This window comes from Phenylobacterium sp., assembly GCF_037138395.1.
Lineage (GTDB): Bacteria > Pseudomonadota > Alphaproteobacteria > Caulobacterales > Caulobacteraceae > Phenylobacterium.
In genome coordinates, this window is sequence record NZ_JBAXIM010000127.1 from 1 (window position 1) to 7,333 (window position 7,333).

The 7,333-nt window shown below is 67.5% G+C and carries 5 protein-coding genes; all 5 read left to right on the forward strand.

Features of this window, described 5'->3' with window-relative positions; all coding sequences use genetic code 11:
* Positions 1-266: 266 nt before the first annotated feature.
* The gene (locus WCJ52_RS10120; RefSeq protein WP_336903183.1) at positions 267-1,742 is read left to right on the forward strand and encodes a TolC family outer membrane protein; all 1,476 of its coding nucleotides are present in this window, start codon (positions 267-269) and stop codon (positions 1,740-1,742) included.
* Between the two features lie 188 nt (positions 1,743-1,930).
* On the forward strand, positions 1,931-2,446 hold the full coding sequence (locus WCJ52_RS10125; protein ID WP_336903184.1) for a DUF2497 domain-containing protein: 516 nt from the start codon (positions 1,931-1,933) through the stop codon (positions 2,444-2,446).
* A 66-nt stretch (positions 2,447-2,512) separates the two neighbouring features.
* Positions 2,513-5,167, forward strand: coding sequence for a valine--tRNA ligase (locus WCJ52_RS10130; protein WP_336903185.1), 2,655 nt, complete (start codon positions 2,513-2,515; stop codon positions 5,165-5,167).
* Between the two features lie 107 nt (positions 5,168-5,274).
* Positions 5,275-6,393: an acyl-CoA dehydrogenase family protein gene (locus WCJ52_RS10135; RefSeq protein ID WP_336903186.1), complete on the forward strand. Its 1,119-nt coding sequence runs from the start codon at positions 5,275-5,277 to the stop codon at positions 6,391-6,393.
* Between the two features lie 14 nt (positions 6,394-6,407).
* Positions 6,408-7,333: acyl-CoA dehydrogenase family protein (locus WCJ52_RS10140; RefSeq protein ID WP_336903187.1), on the forward strand; the 926-nt coding region annotated here is incomplete at its 3' end.

The window sequence follows — 7,333 nt, forward strand, 5'->3', positions numbered from 1 at the left end:
CAACGGCCCCGCGGGCCGCGCAATCGTCCATGTTCGGACACCCGAAGCGATCGGTCGGCGCACCGGATTTGACTCCGCACCGCCCTATCTGACCGGGTTCGAGCCTCAGGCGGGCTTTGCATTCTAAGTTCGGCGTCTTCGCCGGAAACCGGATCGTAAGATACGGGTGAAAAAAGCTTAAGGTCAGGTCCACTGGCCTCCGGAGGAAACGACGGTCATATAGGCGTGTGTTCCGCGCGTCCGGTTTTTGGGGATTCGAGATGATCATGCGACGTCGCAGCCACTGGCTTGCTGCGGTCTCTCTGGCGGGAATCGCCCTTGCAGCCTCCGCAGCCTCCGCGGAAACCATGGCTGAGGCGATCGCCATGGCCTATGGCTCCAATCCGACTCTCCAGGCCCAGCGTGCCCAACTGCGGGCCCTGGACGAGAACTGGTACCAGGCCCGTTCCGGTTACCGGCCCACCCTGTCCGTATCGGGCCGTGCGAATTGGGCCGAGACGACCATTCCCAGAACCAATCCCCTGGTGGATATCGAGAGCAACTCGGGTTCCGCCATCTTGTCCCTGAACCAGCCGATCTATACGGGCGGGCGTGTGGCCGCGGCCGTGTCGGCCTCGGAAGCCGACATCCTGTCCGGACGCGAATCCCTCCGGCGCACCGAGGCCCAGATCCTGGGCCAGGTCATCCAGTTCTACGTGGATGTCCGCCGTGACCAGGAGGCCCTCCGCATTCGCCAGACGAATGTTGCTGTCCTCCAGCGCCAGCTCGACGAGTCCCGTGCCCGGTTTGAGGTGGGCGAGATTACCCGGACCGACGTCGCTCAGTCCGAGGCCCGGTTCGCGGGGGCCATCGCCTTGCTCAACTCCGCGCAGGCGACCCTCGCCACCTCCCGCGCCAACTACGAGGCGGTCGTCGGTCAGGCCCCCGGCGACCTCGCACCAGAGCCCCCGATTGGCAGCCTTCTGCCCGGCTCCATCGAGCAGGCCTGGGACCTGGCCGAGAACGGCAGCCCGATCATTCGCGGCGCGGAGTACGCCGAGCAGGCGAGCCGGGCCCGGATCGCCGGCGCCCGGGCCGAGCAGATGCCCTCCGTCGCCCTGCAGGGCCAGCTTGGCTACAACGGTCTGGCCAGCCCGCTGCATACAGACGCCTATTCCCGCGCCCTTTCAGGAGGCGCGGTTGTGACCGTACCCCTCTTCACGGGCGGGCAGGTCCTGTCGCGGGTACGCTCCGCAGTCGAACGGAACAATGTGGATCGGCTTGGAGTCGAGGCCGCCCGCCGGTCCGTCCGACAGACCATCACTCAGTCGTGGAGCGGACTGCAGGCCGCCCGGAGCAATATCGAGGCTACGGAACAGCAGGTCCGCGCCGCTCGGATCGCCGCGGAGGGCGTCCTCCAGGAGCAGAGGGTGGGGCTGCGCACCACAATCGACGTCCTGAACGCCGAGCAGGAACTGCGCGCGGCCGAACTGTCCCAGATCAGCGCGCGTCGCGACGAATATGTCGCGGCGGCGGGCGTGCTCAGCCAGGTTGGGCGTCTGCAGGCCGGATACCTTGTGCCGGAAGTCTCCAGGTACGATCCGGCGGCCAACTTCAACAGCCTGCGGGTGACCTGGGGCTGGGTGCCTTGGGAAGTGCCCATCTCGGGCGTAGACGGGATACTGACGCCAAAGCCGGTGGTGATCCCCGACCGGCCGATTCCGGTCTCTGCGGCGAGTTTGAAGACGGCTCCCTCTAGGTAGGGGGATATCGCCCCGTCCCCCAGCCTGCGGCGGCGCCAGGGCCGGGAATCGGTTATCTATTAGGGGGCGATCCCGGGTGACCGTCGGGAATTGCCTGTTAATGCGTCTGCGCCTAGCCTTGCGTATGGGGCTGTCCCTGGTCCGAATCGCGGTGGCGGATGTCTGACGACTCAAAATCAGAACCGACAATGGAGGAAATCCTAGCCTCCATCCGCCGCATCATCTCCGAAGATGATGGCGACCCCGCGGATGAGGCCGAGGAGGGGGGTGCGTTTGCGCCGTCTGCCGCCCCCGAACCTGAGCTCGAGGAAGAGCCCGAAAGACCTCGCGTCGAGGCACGCCTTCCGGATGAAGAGCTCGGTTCGGATGAAGATCTCGTACCCGATGATGATCTCGTACCGGACGAAGAGCCCGAGGATGTCCTTGTTCTCACGGACCGCATCGACCGCCGCGATGACCTAGAGCCCCGCAGGCCGGAACCGCGCCTCGTTTCGGATCCGACCGCAGCGGCTGCGGCCGCCGCCTTTGGGCACCTGTCGGCCTCACTCCTGATGCCGCACGACCTGAGGACCCTCGAGGACGTGGTCCGCGAACTCCTCCGACCCCTGCTCAAGCAGTGGCTCGACGATCACCTGCCCGACATCGTCGAGGTCCAGGTCCAGGCCGAGATCGAACGCATCTCCCGCGGCGGCAGGATGCGATAGGCTGGTTTCCACGACTTCACTTGACGCGGACGGCCCTTCCGTTACGGGTCCGCTCCGGAAACCGCCATGCTTGACAAGACTTTCGACCCCAAGACCGCCGAGCCCCGGCTCTATGCTCGCTGGGAGGCCTCAGGCGCCTTCTCGCCGACCGAGGATCCATCGGCCGAGCCCTTTTCGGTGGTCATACCGCCGCCCAATGTGACGGGCTCGCTGCACATCGGCCACGCCCTGAACAACACCCTGCAGGATGTGCTGATCCGGTTCGAGCGCATGCGGGGCAAGGCGGCTCTCTGGCTGCCCGGTACGGATCACGCCGGCATCGCCACCCAGATGGTGGTCGAACGCCAGCTGGCTGCTGAGGGTAACATTGGCCGCCGCGACATGGGGCGCGAGGCCTTCCTTGAGCGGGTCTGGGCCTGGAAGGCCGAGAGCGGCGGGACCATCACCCGCCAGCTGCGCCGGCTGGGCGCCTCCTGCGACTGGAGCCGCGAGCGCTTCACCCTGGACGAGGGGCTGAGCGCCGCCGTCCGCAAGGTCTTTGTCACCCTGCATAAGCAGGGCCTGCTCTACCGCGACAAGCGGCTGGTGAACTGGGATCCCCACCTCCAGACTGCCATCTCTGACCTGGAGGTCGAGCAACGCGAGGTTGACGGCCATTTCTGGCGCTTTGCTTATCCGCTGGAGGATGGCTCGGGCGAGATCGTCGTAGCCACCACCCGGCCCGAGACCATGCTGGGCGACACCGCCGTGGCGGTGAACCCCAAAGACGAGCGCTATGCCCACCTGGTGGGCAAGCAGGTCCGGCTGCCCATCGTCGGCCGCCTGATCCCCATCGTCGCCGACGACTATGCCGATCCCGAGAAGGGGTCCGGGGCGGTGAAGATCACTCCGGCGCACGACTTCAACGACTTCCAGGTCGGCAAGCGCCATGGCCTGGAGATCATCAACATCCTCGACGACTTCGGCTGCATCAACGACGCCGCGCCCGAGGCCTATCGCGGCCTGGACCGCTTCGTTGCCCGCAAGCTGGTGGTCGCCGAGTTCGAGGCCCTGGAACTGCTGCGCGGCATCGACCCGACCCGCCATGTGGTGCCGCACGGCGACCGCTCCGGCGTCGTTGTCGAGCCCTACCTGACCGACCAGTGGTTCGTGGACGCCGCCACCCTGGCCAAGCCCGCCATTGCCGCGGTGGAAGACGGCCGCACTGTCCTGGAGCCTGCCGCCTGGTCGAAGACCTATTTCGAGTGGATGCGGAACATCGAGCCCTGGTGCGTCTCGCGCCAGCTCTGGTGGGGCCACCGGATCCCGGCCTGGTATGGCCCCGACGGCACCGTCTTCGTGGAGGAGACTGAGGCCGAGGCCCAAGCTGCTGCTGCCACCCACTACGGCGCCGAGACGCCCCTGCGACAGGACGACGACGTTCTCGACACCTGGTTCTCCTCGGGGCTCTGGCCCTTCTCGACCCTGGGATGGCCGGAGGCGACCGTCGACCTGAAGCGGTTCTATCCGACCCACACCCTGGTGACCGGCTTCGACATCATATTCTACTGGGTCGCCCGGATGATGATGCTGGGGCTGCACTTCACCGGAGAGGTCCCTTTCCGCCGGGTGTTCTTCAACGCCCTGGTCCGGGACGCCTCTGGCAAGAAGATGTCCAAGTCCAAGGGCAATGTCATGGACCCCCTGGACCTCATCGACAGCTACGGTGCCGACGCCCTGAGGTTCACCCTGACCGCCATGTCCGGGCAGGGAAGAGACATCAAGCTCTCGACCCAGCGCATTGAAGGCTATCGGAATTTCGGTACCAAGCTGTGGAATGCGGCGCGGTTCTGCCAGGTCAATGGCTGCGTCCGCGTCGAGGGCTTTGACCCGGCGTCGGCCAAGGGGGCGGTCAACCGCTGGATCATCGGCGAGACGGCCCGCACCGCCGCGGCGGTGACCGAGGCCATTGCCGGCTGCAACTTCGACGAGGCGGCCAATCTTCTCTATCGCTTCATCTGGAACACCTTCTGCGACTGGTATGTCGAGCTTTCCAAGCCAGTCCTGAATGGTGCCGACCTGGCCGCCCAGGCCGAGAGCCGGGCTACCGCCGCCTGGGTCCTGGACGTGATCCTCAAGCTGCTTCACCCGGTCATGCCCTTCCTGACCGAGGAGCTCTGGGACCAGACGGCTGACCTCGGCGCCGCCCGGTCCGAGCCCCTGCTGATCTCCGCCCGCTGGCCGGACCTTTCGGCCCTGGCCCCCGATCCCGCCGCCGCCGCCGAGGTGGGCCTGGTCATTGCTGCCATCGCCGAGGGCCGTTCGGTCCGTTCGGAGCTCAACGTGCCCCTCGGCGCCCGGCCGCCCCTGCTGGTGGTCGAGGCCGACGCGGCCCAGTCGGCTGTCCTGGCCGCCTACGCTCCGGTGATCGGCCAGATGCTTCGGGTCTCCGAGGTCCGGGTCGAGGCTTCGGCCCCGACGGGCGCCATTCCCTTCGTGGTCCAGGGCGCGACCCTGGCCCTGCCGGTGGCCGAGTTCATCGACCTGGCTGCCGAGAAGGCCCGCCTGGGTAAGGAGATCGCCGGCCTCGCCGCCACCGCCGAACAGACCCGCCGCAAGCTCGACAACCCCGACTTCGTCGCCCGGGCGCCGGAAGAGGTGGTGGAGGAGAACCGCGAGCGCCTGGCTGAGGCCGAGGCGGCCCGCGAACGCCTGCAGGCGGCCCTGGCGCGCCTTTCCTGACCGACGCCTCCGGTCCTGACGCGAGGTCAGTCTTCCGCCTTCTGTGGACGAAGACTATGGTCCTTCCCAACAGGATGCCGAACCGGCGCAGGGAGGCGTGCCAAGCCATGAATTTCGATTTCTCCGAGGACCAGAAGTTCCTCAAGACCGAGGCGAGGCGCTTCCTTGAGGCCAACTGCCCCACAAGCCGGGTGCGCAAGGTCCTCGACGATCCCGCAGCCACCTGGGACCCCGAGCTCTGGAAGGCCGTGGCTGGCCAGGGCTGGCTGGGCGCGGCCATTCCGGAGGAATACGGCGGGCTGGGCCTGGGCCGGCTTGAACTCTGCGTCATCGCAGAGGAACTGGGCCGGGCCGTGGCCCCCATCCCCTTCGCCTCTACCGTCTATGTCCTGGCCGAGGCGGTCATGCTGGCCGGGTCCGAGGCCCAGAAGTCCGCTGTCCTGCCCGGCGTCGCCGCCGGCGAGGTCATCGGCGCCCTCGCCACCTCGGAGGGGCCTGGCGCCCTGTCCGGGGCCTCGATCCGCGCCACCGTCGAGGGCGGGCGCCTTTCGGGGACCAAGATCCCGGTTACCGACGGCGGCATCGCCACCCACGCCCTGGTCCTGGCGCGCGAGGGTGGCCAGCTGGGGCTCTTCCTCGTCGATCTATCGGCCACTGGGGTGACCCGCGAGACGCTCTCGACCCTGGATCCTTCCCGCGACGCGGCCAAGCTGGTCTTCGACAAGGTCCCGGCCGAGCGCCTGGGCGGTGCTGGCGAGGGCCTGGCCCTGGTCGAGCAGGTCCTGGACCGGGCCGCCGTCCTCCTGGCCTTTGAGCAAACTGGCGGCGCCGACCGTGCACTGGAGATGGCCAAGGACTACGCCCTCGAGCGGTTTGCCTTCGGCCGCGCCATCGCCAACTATCAGGCGATCAAGCACAAGCTGGCCGACATGTACGTGAAGAACGAGCTGGCCCGGTCGAACGCCTACTATGGAGCCTGGGCCCTCAACACCAACGCCCCCGAACTGCCGGTGGCCGCCAGCGCCGCCCGGATCGCGGCCTCCGAGGCCTACTGGTTCGGATCCAAGGAGAACATCCAGACCCACGGCGGCATCGGCTTCACCTGGGCCGTAGACTGCCACCTGCACTACCGCCGCTCGCGCCAGCTCTCCCTGGTCGCCGGCGCTCCCCGGGTCTGGAAAGACCGCCTCGTCAGCCACCTCGAACGCCGCAACGCGGCCGCCTGAGAAGGAAACCAATCATGGATTTCAACGACACACCCCAGGAAGCTGCCTACCGCCAGAAGGTCCGGACCTGGCTCGAGGCCAACGCGCCCCGCTCCCGCGACGCGAATGACGACGGGGAGGGCGGGGGCGACCTCGCCGCCGCCAGGTCCTGGCAGGCCAGGAAGGCCGCTGCAGGCTTTGCCTGCATCACCTGGCCCAAGGAGTGGGGCGGCCAGAGCGGCACGCCCATCGACAGCGTCATCTTCGGGGAGGAGGAGGCGCGCTACCCGATCCCCTCCAACCCGTTCCAGATCGGCCTCGGCATGTGCGTGCCGACCGTCATGAACTTCGCCGACTCCGCCACCAAGGACCGGTTCGGACCCCCCGCTATCCGTGGCGAGGAGATCTGGTGCCAGCTCTTTTCCGAGCCCAGCAGCGGCTCCGACGTGGCGGCGGCGAGGACCCGGGCCGAGAAGACGGCTGACGGCTCCGGCGACTGGATCATCAACGGCCAGAAGGTCTGGACCACCGGCGCCCAGTTCTCGGACTTTGGCATCGTCATCGTCCGCACGGACCCGAACCTGCCCAAGCACAAGGGCCTGACCATGTTCTGGGTCGACATGAAGGACCCGGGAGTCGACGTCCGGCCAATCCACCAGATGTCGGGGGGATCCGGTTTCAACGAGGTCTTCTTTACCGACGTCCGGGTCAAGGACAGCCAGCGCCTCGGCGGCGTGGGCGAAGGCTGGAAGGTCTCGCTGGTGACCCTGATGAACGAGCGCCTGGCCGTCGGCGGCGCCACGGGAACGGGCTGGTCCCAGTTCCTTGAGGCTGCCCGCGATACCACCGGCTCTGACGGCGCGCCGCTTCTCCAGGAAAGCGCCGTCCGCGAGAAGCTGGCGGACTGGTATGTCCAGGCTGAGGGCCTGCGCCATGCCCGCAACCGGACCATGACCGCTCT

What these genes read in the sequence shown, in the direction of transcription:
- WCJ52_RS10120 (WP_336903183.1), top strand. Translation starts at nt 267, where the DNA reads ATGCGACGTCGCAGCCACTGGCTTGCTGCGGTCTCTCTGGCGGGAATC.
- WCJ52_RS10125 (WP_336903184.1), top strand. Translation starts at nt 1,931, where the DNA reads ATGGAGGAAATCCTAGCCTCCATCCGCCGCATCATCTCCGAAGATGAT.
- WCJ52_RS10130 (WP_336903185.1), top strand. Translation starts at nt 2,513, where the DNA reads ATGCTTGACAAGACTTTCGACCCCAAGACCGCCGAGCCCCGGCTCTAT.
- WCJ52_RS10135 (WP_336903186.1), top strand. Translation starts at nt 5,275, where the DNA reads ATGAATTTCGATTTCTCCGAGGACCAGAAGTTCCTCAAGACCGAGGCG.